15 protein-coding genes are annotated in these 17,045 nt (G+C 69.6%); 7 read left to right on the top strand and 8 right to left on the bottom strand.

Features of this window, described 5'->3' with window-relative positions; translation table 11 throughout:
* Positions 1 to 25: 25 nt before the first annotated feature.
* A complete protein-coding gene (locus tag K5L49_RS19525; RefSeq protein WP_223695196.1) occupies positions 26 to 3,145 on the bottom strand; it encodes an ATP-dependent helicase in 3,120 nt (1,039 codons plus the stop codon).
* 108 nt (positions 3,146 to 3,253) lie between these two features.
* Here K5L49_RS19525 and K5L49_RS19520 point away from each other — a divergent pair, with 108 nt between their 5' ends.
* Positions 3,254 to 3,478, top strand: coding sequence for a DUF3107 domain-containing protein (locus K5L49_RS19520; RefSeq protein ID WP_223695195.1), 225 nt, complete (start codon positions 3,254 to 3,256; stop codon positions 3,476 to 3,478).
* Positions 3,479 to 3,487: 9 nt separating this feature from the next.
* A complete protein-coding gene (locus tag K5L49_RS19515; RefSeq protein ID WP_223695194.1) occupies positions 3,488 to 3,790 on the top strand; it encodes a hypothetical protein in 303 nt (100 codons plus the stop codon).
* A gap of 89 nt (positions 3,791 to 3,879) precedes the next feature.
* Here K5L49_RS19515 and K5L49_RS19510 read toward each other — a convergent pair whose 3' ends face one another.
* A complete protein-coding gene (locus K5L49_RS19510; protein ID WP_223695193.1) occupies positions 3,880 to 4,596 on the bottom strand; it encodes a ferritin-like fold-containing protein in 717 nt (238 codons plus the stop codon).
* A gap of 125 nt (positions 4,597 to 4,721) precedes the next feature.
* Here K5L49_RS19510 and K5L49_RS19505 point away from each other — a divergent pair, with 125 nt between their 5' ends.
* Entirely contained in the window at positions 4,722 to 6,227 is a 1,506-nt protein-coding gene (locus K5L49_RS19505) for a DEAD/DEAH box helicase (protein WP_223695192.1), read from the top strand.
* Between the two features lie 80 nt (positions 6,228 to 6,307).
* On the opposite strand, the gene K5L49_RS19500 is transcribed toward K5L49_RS19505, so the two are convergent.
* Positions 6,308 to 7,450, bottom strand: a complete 1,143-nt coding sequence (locus K5L49_RS19500) for a hypothetical protein (protein ID WP_223695191.1) — start codon at positions 7,448 to 7,450, stop codon at positions 6,308 to 6,310.
* Between the two features lie 45 nt (positions 7,451 to 7,495).
* The gene (locus tag K5L49_RS19495; protein ID WP_223695190.1) at positions 7,496 to 8,368 is read right to left on the bottom strand and encodes a PHP domain-containing protein; all 873 of its coding nucleotides are present in this window, start codon (positions 8,366 to 8,368) and stop codon (positions 7,496 to 7,498) included.
* Between the two features lie 32 nt (positions 8,369 to 8,400).
* On the opposite strand from K5L49_RS19495, the gene K5L49_RS19490 reads away from it, so the two are divergent.
* Complete coding sequence (locus K5L49_RS19490; RefSeq protein ID WP_223695189.1) at positions 8,401 to 9,936, top strand: aminopeptidase P family protein; 1,536 nt, start codon at positions 8,401 to 8,403, stop codon at positions 9,934 to 9,936.
* A gap of 12 nt (positions 9,937 to 9,948) precedes the next feature.
* Here the strand turns inward: K5L49_RS19490 and K5L49_RS19485 are convergent, their stop codons facing one another.
* Positions 9,949 to 10,611, bottom strand: coding sequence for a general stress protein (locus K5L49_RS19485; protein ID WP_223695188.1), 663 nt, complete (start codon positions 10,609 to 10,611; stop codon positions 9,949 to 9,951).
* A 57-nt stretch (positions 10,612 to 10,668) separates the two neighbouring features.
* On the opposite strand from K5L49_RS19485, the gene K5L49_RS19480 reads away from it, so the two are divergent.
* Genes K5L49_RS19480 through K5L49_RS19470 form a run of 3 tightly spaced genes read left to right on the top strand, consistent with a single transcriptional unit; the run spans position 10,669 to position 13,664 of the window.
* The gene (locus K5L49_RS19480) at positions 10,669 to 11,997 is read left to right on the top strand and encodes a magnesium transporter MgtE N-terminal domain-containing protein (protein ID WP_223695187.1); all 1,329 of its coding nucleotides are present in this window, start codon (positions 10,669 to 10,671) and stop codon (positions 11,995 to 11,997) included.
* Complete coding sequence (locus tag K5L49_RS19475; RefSeq protein ID WP_223695186.1) at positions 11,984 to 12,511, top strand: DUF1003 domain-containing protein; 528 nt, start codon at positions 11,984 to 11,986, stop codon at positions 12,509 to 12,511. The genes K5L49_RS19480 and K5L49_RS19475 overlap by 14 nt, the downstream gene beginning before the upstream one ends.
* Positions 12,504 to 13,664, top strand: a complete 1,161-nt coding sequence (locus K5L49_RS19470) for an Mrp/NBP35 family ATP-binding protein (RefSeq protein ID WP_223695185.1) — start codon at positions 12,504 to 12,506, stop codon at positions 13,662 to 13,664. Before K5L49_RS19475 ends, K5L49_RS19470 begins: the two co-directional genes overlap by 8 nt.
* 90 nt (positions 13,665 to 13,754) lie before the next feature.
* Here the strand turns inward: K5L49_RS19470 and K5L49_RS19465 are convergent, their stop codons facing one another.
* The 3 genes from K5L49_RS19465 to K5L49_RS19455 are packed head-to-tail and all read right to left on the bottom strand — an operon-like array spanning position 13,755 to position 17,011.
* Positions 13,755 to 15,245: a pyridoxal phosphate-dependent decarboxylase family protein gene (locus tag K5L49_RS19465; RefSeq protein WP_223695184.1), complete on the bottom strand. Its 1,491-nt coding sequence runs from the start codon at positions 15,243 to 15,245 to the stop codon at positions 13,755 to 13,757.
* Positions 15,232 to 16,611: an MFS transporter gene (locus tag K5L49_RS19460; RefSeq protein WP_223695183.1), complete on the bottom strand. Its 1,380-nt coding sequence runs from the start codon at positions 16,609 to 16,611 to the stop codon at positions 15,232 to 15,234. Before K5L49_RS19460 ends, K5L49_RS19465 begins: the two co-directional genes overlap by 14 nt.
* 25 nt (positions 16,612 to 16,636) lie before the next feature.
* A complete protein-coding gene (locus tag K5L49_RS19455; RefSeq protein WP_223695182.1) occupies positions 16,637 to 17,011 on the bottom strand; it encodes a twin-arginine translocase TatA/TatE family subunit in 375 nt (124 codons plus the stop codon).
* Positions 17,012 to 17,045 lie beyond the last annotated feature (34 nt).

Raw genomic sequence — 17,045 nt, 5'->3', positions numbered from 1 at the left:
AGCACACCCTCCAGGTTCTCCTCGGTCATGCGCTCACCGCCGGAATGACGTGGATGCGGTACTCGTAGCGCGCATGCGGATCGTGCTCGCCCAGCTCCAGCACCCCGAGAAAAGTGTTCGACGCCATTCCTGCGGCCGCCCGCCCCACCCGCTCGCGCAGCCCCTCGAACCCGTCTTCGTCGAGCGGCGGCTGCACGGCCTCCCGATACGTTCTGCCGCGCACCCCGGTGCCGACGAAGAGCAGCTTGGCGCCGCCGGCCACGAGGGACGGATCGGCAGCCTCCTCGATCGCACCATGCGCGAGGGCCAGCTGATAGGCGTTCAATTGCGCGTGCTCGGCCACCTTCGCCCCGCTCGGATAACTTCTGCCGGTCTTCAGATCGACGATCACGACGGTTCCCTCCGGGGTTCGTTCGATGCGGTCGATCTTGCCGCTGACGAGGGCCTGCCCCACCCGGAGCTCGAAGCCGCCTTCCGAGCCGAGCAGCACGCCGCCCGCGCGATCGAAGTCGTTCAGATAGTCGGAGAGCCCCTCGGCCAGTCGCCGGGTTCGCCGCCGCTCCTTCTCCTCCAGCCACGGCGACTCGAACTGTAGTTCTCCCCAGCGCTCCTCCACGCCGCGCCAGATGTGGTCGATGCTGAGATCCCCGTCGGGCTCGGTGCTGACCTGCTCCATCACCGCGTGCACGACGGTTCCGATGCCGGCCGCCAGTCCGCTCGGCGAGGCGGCCATCGCGTCCACGAACCAGGCCAGCGGGGACTTCTCGAACGTCTCCAACCGTGACGGCGACACCCGCACGGTCGCCTCGGGATCGATCAGGTCGACGAGCGGTTCCTGCGTGGAGGGCTCGATCAGCCCGTACCACGACACCGGATCGGCGCCCTCGACGTCGGCCGCGGCGAGACGGGCAAGCGCCTCGGCCGCATCCGGCGAGCCCGTGTTCACGAGCCGACGTCGCAGCCGTCCGACGAGGCCGCGCAACGAGAGGGGGTGCACGGCGTCGTCGGTGTCGTTGACCGCGAGATCGCCGGCCAGACGAAGGAACGGAGAGGGCTGCTCGTCATCGTTGGCGGTGGCGGTGAGGATGACCTGTCCGCGTGCCCGCGAGACCGCGAGAGCGAACATCCGCAGTTCGTCGCCCATCACCTGCGCCCGCTCGTCGGCGGTCTCGGATGCGGTGCCCGCCAGCACCTCGCCGAGCTTCTGAGGGTGCAGCAGCGACCCGCGCAGGCGGAGGTTCGGCCAGACGCTCTCCTGCAGGCCCGCGACCGCGACGACCTCGTACTCCGCGCCGATGGTGGCGCTCGGCGTGCAGACGAGCACCGCCTCGGTCGCGGTCTGCGCGGCGAGCGTGTCCTCCGGCACCTCGGACCTCAGAACCTCTTCGACGAAGTCACCGGCCGGCCGCTCGGGTGAGCGCTCGACGAAGCGGCGCGCCGAGGTGAAGAGGGCGACGATGCCGTCGAGGTGGCGGTTCGCCTCGTCGGCGACGATGCCGCTGCGCTCGGACTGTTCCAGCCAGCGCTTGGCAAGCCCGCTGCGCTCCCACGCGTGCCAGAGCAGCTCTTCGACGGTCGCGCCCGCGGCGGCCTTGTCGCGCCCGGCGCGCAGCGTCTCGGCCAAGCGGGCGGCCCGCCTGGCCGGCGACGAGTCGATCGTCGCCAGTCGCCCCGGCTCGGCCAGGGCTTCGACGAGCAGTTCGTCCGCTGGTCGGTTGCCGCCACCGGCCAGCTCCTCCTGACGCAGCGCCAGGCGCAGCCGGCGCAGGCTCACACCGTCGAGACCGCCGAAAGGTCCCGTGAGCAGATCGGTGGCCTCGAGTGCCGTCAACGGCACGGCGCCGAGCTCGACACCGATGAGGTTGACCAGGCGGCGCGCCGCGTAGTCCTCGCGCAGAGCTCGCCCGCCAACGCTGGTCTTCGTCGGCACCTCGGCGACCGAGAGCGACCGGGCGAGCGCCGGAACGTGCGCCCCCGAGCGCACGACGACCACCATCTCATTCCACGGGACACCGTCGAGCAGATGCCGCTCGCGCAGCTTGCGAGCCAAACGCGCGGCCTCGGCCGGCGCGGAGGCGGCCTCGACGCGCACGACCGGCCGGTCGTGGGTCTCGTCGCGCCCCGGCCGGGCGACCCGGTGCATCCCCGCCGCGGCGGTGCCGATGCGCTCGGTGATCCGGGCGGTCAGATCGCGCAGAGCGGGAGTCTGCCGGTGCGCCGTCGTGAGCACGAAGCGGGTCACCGGAACACCCAACCGGGCCGACAGCTGCCCGAGAGCCGACGCATCAGCCCCGCGGAACGACGTGGAGGCGACGTCGGGATCACCGAACGCCACGACGGCGACACCCCGGTCGGCGAATGCCCGCAGCAGTGCGACGGTGGCAACGGTGGCCTCCTGCAAATCGTCGACCAGGAGGAGCCGCAACCGCTCCAGCGCTCCCCCGCGTGCCACGATCGCCACAGCGGCGTCGACCAGTTCGGCCGCGTCGACGGACGACCCGCGGTACGAGTCGACCACATCGCGATAGCCGCGCATGAACGAAGCGGCGGCCTCCCATTCGGCGTGACCGGTCAGAGCCCCCAGCTCGGCGAGTCTTTTCGGCGTGACCCGATGCTCGACCGCACGTGCCATCAATTCGCGCAACTCGGTGCGGAACCCGCGCAGCATCCGAACTTCCTCGCCCAGAGGCTCGGGCCAGGCCGGCCCTGAGCCGTCTTCGATGTTGCCCGCGAGTAGCTGGGCGATGATCGTGTCCTGCTCGCCGCCGGTGAGCAGGCGGGGAGGCTCCGTGTCCGTCGACCGGGCGTGCTCCCCCACGATCTGGAAGGCGAGCGAGGTGGCGGTGCGCGCGAGCGGCCCGTTCGTCGGAACCCCGACCCTTACGGCGAGCCGGTCGCGCAAGCGGGTGGCCGACGCCCGGGATGCGGTGAGCGCGAGCACCTCGCTCGTCGCATAGCCGCGCCCGAGAACCCGCTCCGCGAGCGTTTCCACGAGAGTCGCCGTCTTGCCCGTGCCCGGGGCGCCGAGCACCGCGGCGCTGACGCCCTCCGGCAGGTCGAGCACATCGCGCTGGGACGGGTCGAGTTCGAGGTCGCCCTGTTCGCCCGCCACCGGAAGGCGGGCCCGGAAACCTCGGATCGTCATGCCATGAACGCTACCGGCGTCCGCCGACAGAGAACGCGGCGCAGCGCCGTGATCCGAGTGTCGTAGTCTGAACACACATCCGCCGGTCAGATTCGAAAGGCACCACACGTGGAGATCCGCATCGGAATCGTCAACGCCCCCCGCGAGCTCAGCTTCGAGTCGACTCAGACCGTCGACGAGATCGCCGAACAGGCTCAGACCGCTCTCACCAGCGGTGCCGGCTTCCTTCGGCTGACGGACGACAAGCAGAAGGTCTACCTGGTTCCGGTGGCGGGCATCGCCTACATCGAGATCGGCAGCGACGAGTCCCGCCGCATCGGATTCGTCGGCTAGGGCGCACCGATGGAGCTCCTCTTCGTCGCGCTCGGCGGCGCCCTGCTCGGTCTCGGTGCGCGCTACTTCCTGCCGCACCGGCACACGCACGGCGCCGTGCTGATCCCGGCGGTCGGTGTCATGGTGTCCAGCGCCCTCTGGGTCGCTCTCACCTGGGCCGGCCTCGCCTGGAACGGCGGCTGGATCTGGTGGATCACCCTCGTCGGCACGGCCGTCATCGTCTTCGTGATCGACCTCATCGTCGGTCGGGTGCGCACTTCCAACGACGACAAACTCCTCGCCACTCTCACCAAAGGCGCCGTCGCCCGCTGACACCGCGACCCACCGGCCACGAAAGCTGCCGAATGCGTCTCATTCCTGTCGAATGAGGCGCATTTCGCATCCCTGGCGGTTGAGACGACTCAGGCGGTGAGACCGAGCGCGTCCATCCGGCGCGTGTGGGCGGCGATCAGCTCGGTGAAGATCGGCTCGATGCGCTCATCGTCCGTGACGGCGTTGCCGGAAAGATGCAGCGCGGAGCGCGCCACGAGCAGAGTGTCCCCCACCAGACGTCTGCCCCACAGCGCCAGCCGCGACGCCAACCGCTCGTCGACGGCGATGGCATCCCGGAGCACGTCGACGATGCCGTCCTGTCCGCCGTCCGATCCGAGCAGCTGGGCGATGCGCGGTCCGACATCGCCGGGCAGCCCCACGGCGAGCCGGATGAAGAAGTCGTCGAGAAGACCGCTCGTGACCCGCACGGCGAGCAGGGTCTCCTGCCAGTCGGCGCCGGTGGTCAGCGCGCTGAACCCGTCGATCTCGTCGGCGAAGCGACGCATCACCTCGGCGGGGTCGTCTCCACGACGTCGGATCTCGGCGGCGACACCCTGATGCTTCGAAAGCGACGCGCCGGCGGCCGCGGCGATCTTCTCCTTGGCGGCGAGATCGTCCACCTCGCCGACGACGCGCGCCAAGGTCTGGAACGCCTCCAGTTGCAGGTAGGCCGCCTGCCCCAGATACGGCAGCAGATCGGGCATCACATCGTGCAGATCGACCCGCGTGGTCGCTGTCGGGGCGTCCCGCGGCTTGAGATGGGGGAGATCGACCGGGGGCCGACGTCGGGAGAACCAGGATGCCACGTACAGCAGTGTAACGGGGGCGTCCAGTAGGCTTGTGCTGCCGTCGGCGATGGAACGACGGCCCTACGCCTGCGATGAGAAACAGGGCGTAGACGCATCCGTACTCAATCGACAGGCAAAAATACGTGACTTTCTCCGAACTCAATATCGATCAGGACATGGTGGACGCGCTCGCGGCGAAGGGCATCATCGAGCCGTTCCCCATCCAGGCGCAGACCATCCCGCTCGCCCTTGACGGCCAGGACATCATCGGACAGGCGAAGACCGGCACCGGCAAGACGTTCGGCTTCGGCCTCCCGATCATCCAGCGCATCGGGCTCGACCCGGCGCCCGGCGTGAAAGTCCTCGTCGTCGTCCCGACCCGCGAGCTGTGTGTGCAGGTGGCGGAAGACCTCGAGGTCGCCACCGCTAACCGCGCGACGAAGGTCGTCAGCATCTACGGCGGCAAGGCGTACGAGGGTCAGGTGGAGCAGCTCAAGGCCGGTGCCCAGATCGTCGTCGGCACCCCCGGTCGTCTGCTCGACCTCGCCGGGCAGCGCCTCCTCGATCTCAAGCAGGTGCAGGAGGTCGTGCTCGACGAGGCCGACAAGATGCTCGACCTCGGCTTCCTCAGCGACATCGAGAAGATCTTCCAGCAGGTTCCGGCGACCCGCCACACCATGCTGTTCTCCGCAACGATGCCCGGCCCGATCGTCGCCCTCGCCCGACGATTCATGACCAAGCCGATCCACATCCGCGCCACCGACCCGGATGAGGGCCTCACCCAGGCGAACATCAAACACGTCGTCTACCGCGCGCACTCGCTCGACAAAGACGAGGTCATCTCGCGCATCCTGCAGGCCGAGGGCCGCGGCAAGACGGTCGTCTTCACCCGCACCAAGCGCGCCGCCGCCAAGCTCGTCGAAGAGCTGAACGACCGCGGCTTCAACGCCGCCGCCGTGCACGGCGACCTCAACCAGGAGCAGCGCGAGCGCGCCATGGCCGCGTTCAAGGCCGGCAAGAAAGACATCCTCATCGCGACGGATGTCGCCGCCCGTGGCATCGACGTCAACGACGTCACCCACGTGATCAACCACACCGTGCCGGACGACCACGACACCTACCTGCACCGCGCCGGCCGCACCGGCCGCGCCGGCAAGACCGGGATCGCCGTCACCTTCGTCGACTGGGACGACCTGCACAAGTGGGCGCTGATCAACCGCGCGCTCGACATGGGGCAGCCCGAGCCGGTGGAGACGTACTCGTCGAGCCCCCACCTCTTCGCCGACCTGGACATCCCGGCCGGTTCGAAGGGCCGTCTGAAGAGCACGCCGGCGGTCAAATCCGGCGGCGAGAGCGGCCAGCGCGCCACCGAAGGCGGTCGGCGCGGCCGCTCGTCCGACGGCGGCGCGGGCGGGTCGACCCAGCGATCGGGCGACTCGGGTTCCGAGGCCTCCCAGCGTCAGCGGCGCCGCACGCGCGGCGGTCGTCCGGCCGGCGCACCGGCCGGTGAGTCCTCCCCTTCGGGCGAGAACGCTCCGGCCGCCGGTACGCATGACGGTGGCGGTTCCGAGCACCGTGACGGCAACAGCGCTCCGCGCCGTCGTCGCCGTCGCCCGTCGGGCAGCGCACCCGCGACCCCCGCGAACTAGGTTTGCTTCGTCCGCTCGAGTGGGCGGCCGGATGCGCGACGTTCGACGTTCTTCCGGCGCCCCGTGAGCGGATCAGCGGATCAGTACCAGTTGTAGGAGACTTCGTGCGCCCACGCGCCGCACGGTGAGCCGTAACGGCCGCTGATGTAGCCCAGACCCCAGTTGATCTGGGTGTTCGCGTTCGTCAGCCAATCCGAGCCGGCGGATTCCATCTTCTGGGGTGGCAGGGCCTGGGCGATGCCGTATGCATCACTCGAGGAGTTGACCGCGTCGGCCTGCCATCCGGACTCCTGGTTCCACAGTCGCACGAGGCAGCTCATCTGGTCGGGCCCCCACCCGTAGTTGCCGAGCACGCTCGCGGCGTAGGCCTGCGCGGCCGCGGGGTCGACGACGATCCCGGTCGGCGCCGAGACCCAGCCGGAGCCGGCTCCCGCACCTCCGTTGCTCTGGTTGGCCGCCTGCGCTTGGGCTGCCGCGGCGACACCCTCGGCGTATTTCTGCTCGACCGAGGCCACGGTGTTCTTGAGCGAGGCGAGCTGGGCATACAGGGTGGTCGCGTGCTCCTTCTGGCTGGCGAGCTGCGCATCCGCCGCAGCCTTCGCGGCCTGCGCGTCGTCGAGGGCCGACTTGGCCGCAGTGGCGAGCTGGTCGCGCACCTTCTCGGCCACGGCGGCCTGCGCGCTCAGGGAGGCGGCGAGGTTCTTCTGCTCGTTCGCCGCGGCGAACAGCGTACTGGCCTGGTCGCCCAGTTTCGTCACGGCGCCGAGCTGGTAGAGCAGGCCTGCGGAGGAGTGCGCATCATTACCGCTGAGGAAGAGCCGGAGCGAGAGCTCCGACCCGCCGGCGCGAGTGAGCTGTTCGGCGAGCGTGCCGCTTTGCGCGCGCAGAGTGGCCGCCTCCACGGCCGCCTCAGCGGCTTGGCTCTGCAGACCGCTCGCCTTCAGCGTCGCCGCCTGCAGGCTGGCCTCCGCTCTGCCGTACTCCCCCGCACGCTTCACGGCGAGCATGGCTGCGGCATTCGATGAGGCCTGCAGCGATACGAGCACACCGTTGAGGGTGTCGACCTCCGCCTGTGTCGCGGCCGCACTGGCTTTCGCCGCCTGCACGTCGCCCCACGATGGATATGAGGTGTCTGCTGCGACCGGCCCGACCCCGCCGGCCGTCACCAGCGCTGTCACCAGCAGGGTCGCCGCACCGCCGGTCGTCCAGATCGATCGCCTCACGCTCTCACCTCGTTCGTTCGCCCCGTTCAGGGTAAGCGCTGATCGTCAGGAGGCGAAGAAGGGCGCCGCGCCTGTCGCTTCTTCGATGATGGCCTCCAGCACCTCGGGGGAGGTGGTGTTCTCCCCCAACCGGTTCGGTTTGCCGGAGCCGTGATAGTCGCTCGACCCGGTGATCGCGAGACCGTAGCGCACCGCCAGCTCGTGCAGCCGCTCCTTGCCGTCGGGAGTGTTCTCGCGGTGGTCGATCTCGAGGCCGAACAGCCCGGCGTCGGCCAGGCGTGCGAGCCGCTCCTCCGGGATGACCCGCCCACGGCCGCCCGTTCCCGGATGCGCGAGCACCGGAACGCCGCCGGCCTCGCGGATGAGCCGCACGCCCGTCAACGGATCCGGGGCGTAGTGCGGCTGGTAGTAACCGCCTCGCCAATGCAGGATCCCGGCGAACGCGGCGCTACGGTCGGGGGCCAGCCCTCGAGCCACCAGCGCGTCAGCGATGTGGGGTCGCCCGACCGTCGCGCCTTCGACCGATTGGGCGAGCACATCGGCCCAGGTGATGTCGTAGTCCTCCGAGATTCGGCGCACCATCTCTTCCGCCCGGCGCAGGCGCCCGCTCCGGATGCGCTCCGACTCGGCGGTCAGGGCCTGGTTCTCGGGGTCGAAGAGATAGCCGAGCATGTGCACGCTGGCGAATTCCACCCGGGTGCTCAGTTCCATGCCGGGGATGAGGGTGACGCCGGTCTCGGCGACGGCCGAGGCCGCATCCGCCCACCCCGCGGTGGAGTCGTGATCGGTCAGCGCCACGGTGCCCAGGCCGGCGACGGCCGCGGCGCGCATCAGTTCGGCGGGCGACTCCGTGCCGTCGGAGACGCGCGAATGCGTGTGCAGGTCGATGGGACCACGGAACCGCCGCTCATCAGCCATCCTCCCATTCTAGGAGTGGAAGAATGGACGGCATGTCTTCGCAGTCGACCAGTCAGCAGACCACCCCCGCCCCCGAGCCCCGCGCGACCGCCAATCGGTCGACGACGCCGGGCTCCGACGGTTTCAGGCAGTTCATCGGAAACGGCTGGGCCGACCGGGCCGAGGAGCTTCCGGCCGCCCGCGAACAGGCCGCCTTCGCCGCCGCCCGGCGTGCGCGCATCTCGGAGCAGCATCCCGGCAAGCGTCTCGTCGTTCCCGCGGGCCGGCTCAAGCAGCGCTCCAATGACACCGACTTCGCGTTCCGCGCCCACTCGGCGTTCGCACATCTGACCGGGTGGGGTTCGGACTCCGAACCGGGCAGTGTGCTGGTGCTCGAACCGACAGCCATCGGGCATGACGCCACGCTCTACTTCCGCGAGCGCGCCGGGCGCGACTCCGACGAGTTCTACGCCAACCCGGAGATCGGCGAATTCTGGATCGGCCCCCGACCCTCGCTCACCCAGGTCGCGAGCGACCTCGCTCTGGCGACCTGCGATCTCTCCGAGCTCGACGCCGTCATCGATTCGACCGACGCCGACACGCTGCTGGTGCGCGAAGCGGATGCGGCCCTCACCGACCAGATCGACGCACTCCGTCTTGTGCTGGCCGCCGACAGCTCCGACAGCGCCGACAGCTCCGACAGCTCCGACGGCGAGGACCACACGGCCGATGACGCGCTGGCGCGCGACCTCTCGGAGCTGCGGCTCGTGAAGGACGCCTTCGAGATCGGCGAGCTCCGAACCGCGATCGCCGCCACCGCCCGGGGCTTCGACGACGTGATCGGCGACCTCGCCCGGATCACCGCGCACCCCCGTGGGGAGCGTCTCGTCGAAGGCGTCTTCAACGGCCGCGCCCGCGCCGACGGCAACGCCGTCGGCTACGACACCATCGCCGCGAGCGGCCCGCACGCGTGCATCCTGCACTGGACCCGCAACGACGGCGCCGTCGTGCCGGGCGACGTCATCCTGCTCGATGCGGGGGTGGAGGTCGACAGTTACTACACGGCCGACATCACGCGCACCCTGCCGATCGACGGAACGTTCACCGAGACGCAGCGCCTGGTTTACGAGACGGTCCGCGAGGCGGCGGATGCGGCGTTCGCGATCGTGCGCCCCGGCATCCGGTTCCGCGAGATCCACGCGACCGCGATGGGGGTCATCGCCCGGCGCACCGCGGAGTGGGGTCTGCTGCCGGTGTCCGCCGAGGAGGCGCTCGAAGCCGACAATCAGCACCACCGCCGCTACATGGTGCACGGTACGAGCCACCACCTCGGGCTCGATGTGCATGATTGCGCGCAGGCCCGCCGCGAGCTCTACCTCGACGGCGTGCTCGAGCCCGGTATGACGTTCACGATCGAGCCCGGCCTCTACTTCCAGCCCGACGATCTGACGGTCCCCGAGCGGTTCCGCGGTATCGGTGTTCGGATCGAGGACAACATCCTCGTCACCGAAGGCGGAGCCGAGAACCTCTCCATCGCCATCCCGCGCACGGCGGACGACGTGGAGGCTTGGGTGCAGCGCCTGCGCTGACCCCGGGCACGGTCAGCGCGGGGTGTCGGAGGACGGCGGCCGAGTTTCGCCGTACGGTGGCCGCGCGGGCGGCGGGTCGGACGGGTGCGGGGCCGGCGGCGGGTCCGAGGGGTGCGGCGCGGGCGGCGGGTCCGACGGGTGCGGCGCGGAGGCCGGCTGGGCCGGATGCGCGTATGACGCGGCCTGTTGGGCTCCGCCCTGCATGAGGTTACGGGCGCGGTTGGCGAGCTCCGGGTCGACGAGCACCGAATAGCTGGATGCGATGACCTGCATCACTGAGGTGTAGTCGCGCCGTCGCCGGTTGATGGCGTACGAGACGACGCCGAAGAGCATCCCGAATCCTGCGCCGATCAGCACCGCGGCGAGAACGAACGCATAGCTGACCGACGGCGAGAAGATCACCAGGAGCAGTCCGAAGAAGATCCCGAGCCAGGCCCCGGATGCAGCGCCCGCCACCGAAACCCGCCCCCAGGACAGCTTGCCGGTGACCCGCTCGACGCTCTTCAGGTCGCTGCCGACGATGGATACCTGGCTCACCGGGAAGTCGGCGCGGGCAAGCACGTCGACGGCCTGCTGCGCTTCCGGATACGTTTCATAGGTCGCCACGACCTCCCCGCGGGGAAGCGTCGGGAAGAGACCTCGACTGCGCCCGCCCAACGGGCTCGGTGTGCTCATCCCGCTATTCTTCCACCTGAGCCCGTGTGGCCGCCGCAAGGGCTTAAGTTATTACATGTGAGTGCCACGAGAGTGTTCGTCGCCCGGCTCGCCGGGTCGACCGTCTTCGACCCCGCGGGTGACCGGGTGGGCAAGGTGCGCGACGTTCTCGTCGTCTACCGGAAGAGCGACCCGCCGCGCGTCGTCGGCCTCATCGTGGAGATCCCCGGAAAACGCCGCGTCTTCGTCTCGATCGGGCGCGTGACGAGCATCGGCAGCGGCCAGATCATCACAACGGGACTCATCAATGTGCGCCGGTTCGAGCAACGCGGCGGTGAGGTGAGGGTGATCGCCGAACTCCTCGGACGCCGGGTCGTCTTCAAAGAGGGCGGCGATGAGGCCACCATCGAAGACGTCGCGATCGAGGACTCGCCCACCGGCGAATGGGCGATCAGCCAGCTGTTCGTGCGCCGCCCGAAGACCGGGGCCTCCCCGTTCGGCAAAGGGCCCACCACCTTCGCCACCTGGGATGAGGTGCGCGAGAAGCAGAACGGCGGTGAAGCCCAGTCCGCCGAACGTCTGATCGCGACGTACTCCGAATTGAAACCGGCCGACCTGGCCAACACCCTGCTCGACCTCCCCCAGCAGCGCATGCTCGAGGTGGCGGAGGAGCTCCCCGATGACCGGCTCGCCGATGTGCTCGAAGAAATGCCGGAGAGCGAGCAGGTGCAGATCCTCGCCCAGCTCGACGACGACCGCGCCGCCGATGTGCTCGACCAGATGGAGCCGGACGACGCGGCCGACCTCATCGCCCAGCTCTCCGACGAGCGCGGCGAGCACCTCCTCGAATTGATGCAGCCCGCTGAAGCCGACGACGTTCGGATGCTCCTGAGCTATGCCCCCGACACCGCCGGCGGCCTCATGACCACCGAGCCGATCATCCTCTCGGCCGACGCGACCGTGGCCGAAGGGCTGGCACTGATCCGCCGCCACGAGCTGGCTCCCGCCCTCGCCGCGGCCGTGTGTGTGACGTTACCGCCGTACGAGCCCCCCACCGGTCGTTACCTGGGGTTCGTGCACTTCCAACGGATGCTGCGCTACCCGCCCCATGTGCGTCTGGGCACCCTCCTCGACCCCAGCCTCGAGCCGGTCACGGCCGGCACGAGCGCTGCCGAGGTCTCCCGCATCCTGGCGAGCTACAACCTGGTCTCTGTACCGGTCGTCGACGACAACCATCGGCTGGTCGGGGTGGTGACCATTGACGACATCCTCGACTACCTGCTGCCCGACGACTGGCGAAGTCGCGACGAAGAAGACGACGAACTGCTGAGACGCACGGCGGTCTCGGACGAGACCGGGAGTATCCGGATCCCCAGCGGAAGGCGGAACGCCAGTGGCACGAGGTAAGCAGGACACCCGCCTGGATTCGCCGAAGGGGCTGCGCACGCTGCTCCCCCGCCGCGGCGACGGCATGGAGCAGAGCGACCGGTTCGGCCGGTTCACCGAATGGATCGCCCGGGCGATGGGCACGCCGTGGTTCATCCTCGGCCTGACGATCTTCGTGATCTTCTGGATGGGCTGGAACACGATCGCGCCGCTCGCCTGGCGTTTCGACTCGATCTCGCTCGGCTTCATCGCGCTCACGCTCGTGCTGTCGTTGCAGGCCTCCTACGCGGCCCCGCTCATCCTGCTCGCGCAGAACCGACAGGACGACCGCGACCGGGTGCAGATCGAGCAGGACAGGCAGCGGGCCGAACGCAACCTCGCCGACACCGAGTACCTCGCCCGCGAGGTGGTGGCACTGCGCCTGGCCATCAAAGACATCGCCACGAAGGACTTCATCCGTGCCGAGCTGCGCTCGCTGCTCGAGGATCTCGACAAGCGCGACGAGGAAGACGGCGTCGGGCGGGCCAATGCCTGACATCGCTGCCGACCTCGTCGACCAGGTCGGGAAAGCCCTGGGCGGGGTGCTCGACCCCGAGATCCGCAAGCCGATCACCGAGTTGAACATGGTGGGCGGTGTCGCGGTGTCCGGGTCCGGTCACGCCACGGTCGCCGTCAAGCTCACGATCGTGGGCTGCCCGGCCGCCGACACCATCGAGCGGGATGTGCGGACCGCCGCTGCCGCCGTCCCCGGCATCACCGGGGTCTCGGTCTCCGTCTCCGTGATGACGCGCGAGGAACGCGCCGCTCTCACCGAGAAGCTGCGCGGGGGCCGGGCCGCGCGGGCCCAGCAGTTCGGCCCCGACTCCCTGACCACGGTGTATGCGGTCACCAGCGGCAAGGGCGGGGTCGGCAAGTCCACCCTGACGGCGAACCTCGCGGTCGCTCTCGCCGAGCGCGGGCTGCGAGTGGGGATCGTTGATGCGGATGTGCACGGGTTCTCCATCCCCGGCATCCTCGGACTCGTCGATGAGTCGGGTGCCGCACCACGTCCGACCCGGGTCGACGATATGATCCTGCCACCGCTCGCCTACGGCGTGAAGGTCGTCTCCATCGGGATGTTCGTCGACTCGGCCTCCGCCGCCGTGGCCTGGCGCGGTCCCATGCTGCACCGCACCATCCAACAGTTCCTCGGTGACGTCTTCTTCGGCGACCTGGACATACTGCTGCTCGATCTGCCGCCGGGAACAGGCGATGTGGCGATCTCGGTCGGTCAGCTGCTGCCGAACGCCGAGGTGCTCGTGGTGACGACACCGCAGCCGGCCGCGGCCGATGTGGCCGAGCGCAGCGGTGTGGTCGCCCGCCAGACCGGGCAGACGGTCGTCGGCGTGATCGAGAACATGGCGGGCCTCGCCCAGCCCGACGGAACCGTGCTCGACCTCTTCGGCTCGGGCGGCGGCGCCGAGGTGGCCCGCCGCCTGTCGGCCGGGCAGGAGAAACCCGTGCCGCTGCTCGCCTCCGTGCCGCTCAGCATCCCATTGCGCGCGGGCGGGGATGCGGGCGCGCCGATCGTCGTGACCGATCCCGCCGATCCGGCATCCGTCGCCATCCGCGCGGTCGCCGAGCATCTCGCCACCCGCGGCCGCGGACTCGCCGGCCGGAAGCTCGGAATCACGGTCGCCGAGCAGTAGCGCGCGTGACCGCCCCTCAGCGAGTTGTCACGAATCGCCGTGCGCCCGCGGGAGCGCACGGCGATTCGTGACAACTCGGTTCGGGCGGCGTCAGTCGGCGGGCGGCTCGACGATCCGCGCCAGGAGCTCGGTGAGCAGCCGCTCGGTGAGGGGCCGGGGCAGCGCCTCGATCAGGGCGAGGAACGGCGCCATCTCGTCGGGTAGGCGCGCACCCGTGCTGTCCGTGGAACCGCCGAGGCCGATGGACTGAAGAACGGCCGCGGCCGTGTCGGAGGTGAGCGGAGCTTGCGCGAGTTCCGGTGGCAGACCGACGAGCACCGCCGTCGCATCGGCACGCGGACGACCCCGAACGGCGTCGGCGGACGCGCGGAGCGCGGTCTCGAGCTCGTCGATCCTCTCCTCCGTGACGGGAGTGATCGTGAGGTGGGTCGTGTGCGGCAGCCGTGTCCCGTCCGACTGAACGAGCCCCGGTTGCAATTGCAGCAGCCAGCCGCGCTTGCGCGCCTGGTCGGCCCAGTGGTGCGGGTCGACCTGCCTGTCGGCGGGCACATCGTCATCGGTCGTGACCGCCAGCAGGGGCCCCACCGGGTCTCCCACCAGCCGCAAACCGTCGATGTCGGCGATGATGTCGGCGATCGCGCTCGTCGCACGAACGCACGACCCGGCGAGTTCTGCGAAACCTCGTGCGCCGAGCGCCTGCACGATCGCCCACGATGCCGCGAGTGCTCCGGCGGACTTCGAGCCGAGCATCGTGGCGTTCACCACCGGATAGCCCGGCCAGCCCGTCGTCGCGAAGTACTGAGCCCGCTGCCGGTCGCGACCCCGCTGGAGAAGGACGCTCGCACCCTTCGGCGCGTAGCCGAACTTGTGCAGGTCGGCCGAGATGCTCGTCACGCCTGGAACCCTCAGGTCCCAGAGGGGAAGCGGTGCGCCGTCGGCTCGACGCCAGAACGGCAGGATCCACCCGCCGATGCACGCGTCGACGTGACATGCGATGCCGGCGGCCTCGCACGCCTCGGCGACGGCCTCCACCGGGTCGAGCACGGCGAACGGGTACGAAGGTGCCGAGACCACTGCGAGCGCCACATCCAGCCCCAGGCGGGCGATCAGCGCAACAGGGTCCACGGCGCCGGTTGCGGCGTCGACGGGAACCAGGTCGAGTTCCAGGTCGAAATAGTGCGCGGCCTTGTGGAACGCCGCGTGCACGGTCACCGGCGCCACGAGACGGGCTCGCCCGACGCCGCCCGACGCACGCCACACATCCCGAGCCGTCTTCACGGCCAGCAAGCACGACTCTGTTCCGCCGGTGGTCACGGAGCCGACGACATCGTCGCCGCCGTGGAGGAGCTCGCGGGCGAACCCGATCACCTCGCGTTCCATCACCGCGACCGATGTGAAGGTGGTCGGGTCGAGCCCGTTCACCGGCTGCACCAGCCGCACGGCCTGCGCCGCCAGCTCGTCGACGTCGGCGACGCCGGAGTCGTAGACGTAGCTGAGCACATGGCCGCCGTGGGTGGGGGCGTCCCCCGCCCTCAGTGCGGCGAGCCGAGCGAGAATGGCAGCGGAATCAAAGGCGACCATCGATGTCCTCCTTGCGCAAGCGATAACGGAACAACGGGATGAGACTGAGCGCCACGATCACCGCGGGCACCAGGCTGAAACTGAGCACGATCCCGGCGACCGCGCTGGCCGGCTGAGTCTCCCCGGCGGCGGTGACCGCCGGGGTCGCGGAACGGGCGATGTAGCCCGTGACGGCGAGCACGATCGTGAGAACGGTGGCGCCGAGCGCCATCCCTGTGGTCTCGCCCGCCGTCCACATGCCGCCGAAGGTACCCGCCCGGCCGGCGCCGTTGCGGGCGGCGTCGTGGGAGATCACGTCCGGGAGCATCGCCATCGGCAGCGACTGCATGCCGGCGTAGCCGGCGCCGACGAGCGCCACCGGGAAGTACACCCAGTCGCCGGGGGCCCAGAGGAGGACGACCATCGACAGGGCGGCGACTCCGAACAGGATGCTCGCGGCCGCGAACCCGCTTTCCTTGCCGATCCGCCGCGAAACGACACCCCAGAGCGGAGTGACGATCAGCGCCGGCCCGATGAGGGCGACGAAGAGGAAGGTCACCGCGTCCTCGGAGTGCAGCACCCAGGTGGCGACATAGTTCGCCCCGGCCAGCATCACGCCGGTCGCCAACCCCTGCAGCAGGAACGCCAGCAGCAGGGCGCGGAACGGCTGGCTCTCCCGCAGTACTCGCACGCCGGCGGCGTAGTTGGTGCGCAGGGTGACGAGGATGCCCTGCTTCGGCAGCACGACCGCGCCGGGGGCGTGCCGTGGGGCGACGAAACTGGAGACCAGCATCCCGACCCCGATCACCACGCCGGCGACGAGGGCCATCAGGAAGTATCCGCTGAACTTGTCGTCGCCCCCGAGCGAGCGCAGGGCCGGTCCGCCCGCGCCGAACAGCAGGATCGCGAAGGTCAGCACCACCACGCGCCAGGTGAGCAGGCGAGTGCGCTGGTCATAGCCGGAGGCGAGCTCGGCCGGCAGGGCGATGTACGGGACCTGGAACAGGCTGAACGCCGTCGCCGTGAGCACGAACGCCAGCAGCACCCAGACAGCGGAGGCGACAACCGGTGTTCCGAGCGGAACCGCGAAGGTGACGAGGAAGAAGACAGGGAGGGCGATCGCCCCGAGGATCATCATGGGGCGCCTCGACCCCCGACTGGCGAGCATCCGATCCGACCGTGCGCCGATGACCGGGTCGATCACCACATCCCAGATCTTCGCCACCGTGACGACGACACCCGCCACGAGGGCGGCGACGCCCAGCGTGTCGGTCAGATAGTAGACGAGCACCAGCCCGGGAAGAGTGGAGAACCCGCCGGTCCCGAGCGAACCGATGGCATAGCGGGCGATCGTTCGCCGGGTGAGCGAGGGCTCCGTTGCGATCATTCCCGAATGCTATTGGATAAACGCGCTAGGTGGCTTCGGCGTCGAACGGGGGAACCGCCCCGTTCCGCAATTTGTTCTTGTGCTGGGCATACGCCGACTCGGTGACGGGTTTGATCGTGCTGACCGCGACGGGTGCAGCGGTGGCCCCATCGTCGAGGAGCGCTTCGCGAACGATTCGGCGGGGATCGTATTGACGCGGGTCGAGCTTCTTCCAGTCGACCTCGTCGAACTCGGGACCCATCTCCTCGCGCATCCGGTCTTTCGCCCCGTTGGCGAACTCGCGCAGGGTGCGCGCGAACTGACCGAGTTTCGCGGCGTAGCCGGGCAGCCGGTCCGGTCCGATGAGAAAGGCAGCGATCACACCGATGATCAGCAGCTTCTCGAAGGTCAATCCGAACACGAGATAAGAGTAACCCGGATCGCCTGCACGAAAG

This window comes from Leifsonia poae, assembly GCF_020009625.1.
Lineage (GTDB): Bacteria > Actinomycetota > Actinomycetes > Actinomycetales > Microbacteriaceae > Leifsonia > Leifsonia poae_A.
The sequence above is the reverse complement of the archived record's forward strand: the minus strand, read 5'-3'. Positions and strand labels throughout refer to the sequence as shown.